The organism is Peribacillus sp. P4_B1 (assembly GCF_056402395.1).
In genome coordinates this window covers 1-513 of the sequence record NZ_JBFUHM010000192.1, presented here as the reverse complement: position 1 = coordinate 513, position 513 = coordinate 1, and the positions used below count along the sequence as shown (strand labels likewise).

Here is a 513-nt window from a genome sequence, read left to right as displayed (position 1 = left end):
GCCGCGAACACCTCGCGAAGAACGGCGGCATGACGGCGGGCATACGCGCCATGGTCATCAACACCGGCAATGCCAATGCCGGAACCGGCGACGACGGCCTGAGCCGAGCGCACGCCACCTGCATCGCGCTGGCCCGCCTGCTGGATCTCGCGCCCGAACAGGTTTTGCCGTTTTCCACCGGCGTGATCATGGAGCCCTTGCCTAACGACCGCATCGCGGCGGGCCTGCCGGCCGCGCTGGCTGATGCGAAGGAAAACAACTGGGGCAATGCGGCTGAAGCCATCATGACCACCGACACGGTGGCAAAGGCTTTTTCCAAACGCATCAAGCTTTCGGGCGCCGAAGTCACTATCACCGGCATTAGCAAGGGCGCCGGCATGATACGGCCGAATATGGCCACCATGCTGGGTTTCATGGCGACCGACGCCTGCGTGGCCCAGCCGCTCATGGCGCAGCTGGCCCGGGAACTGGCGGAGGGCTCGTTCAACCGCGTGACGGTGGACGGCGACACCT

The 513-nt window shown here is 65.3% G+C and carries 1 protein-coding gene; it reads left to right on the top strand.

The features are described 5' to 3' along the window. Positions 1-513 (top strand): bifunctional ornithine acetyltransferase/N-acetylglutamate synthase (locus tag AC1DVK_RS27215; protein ID WP_477627860.1); only part of this gene is annotated, 513 nt, incomplete at both ends.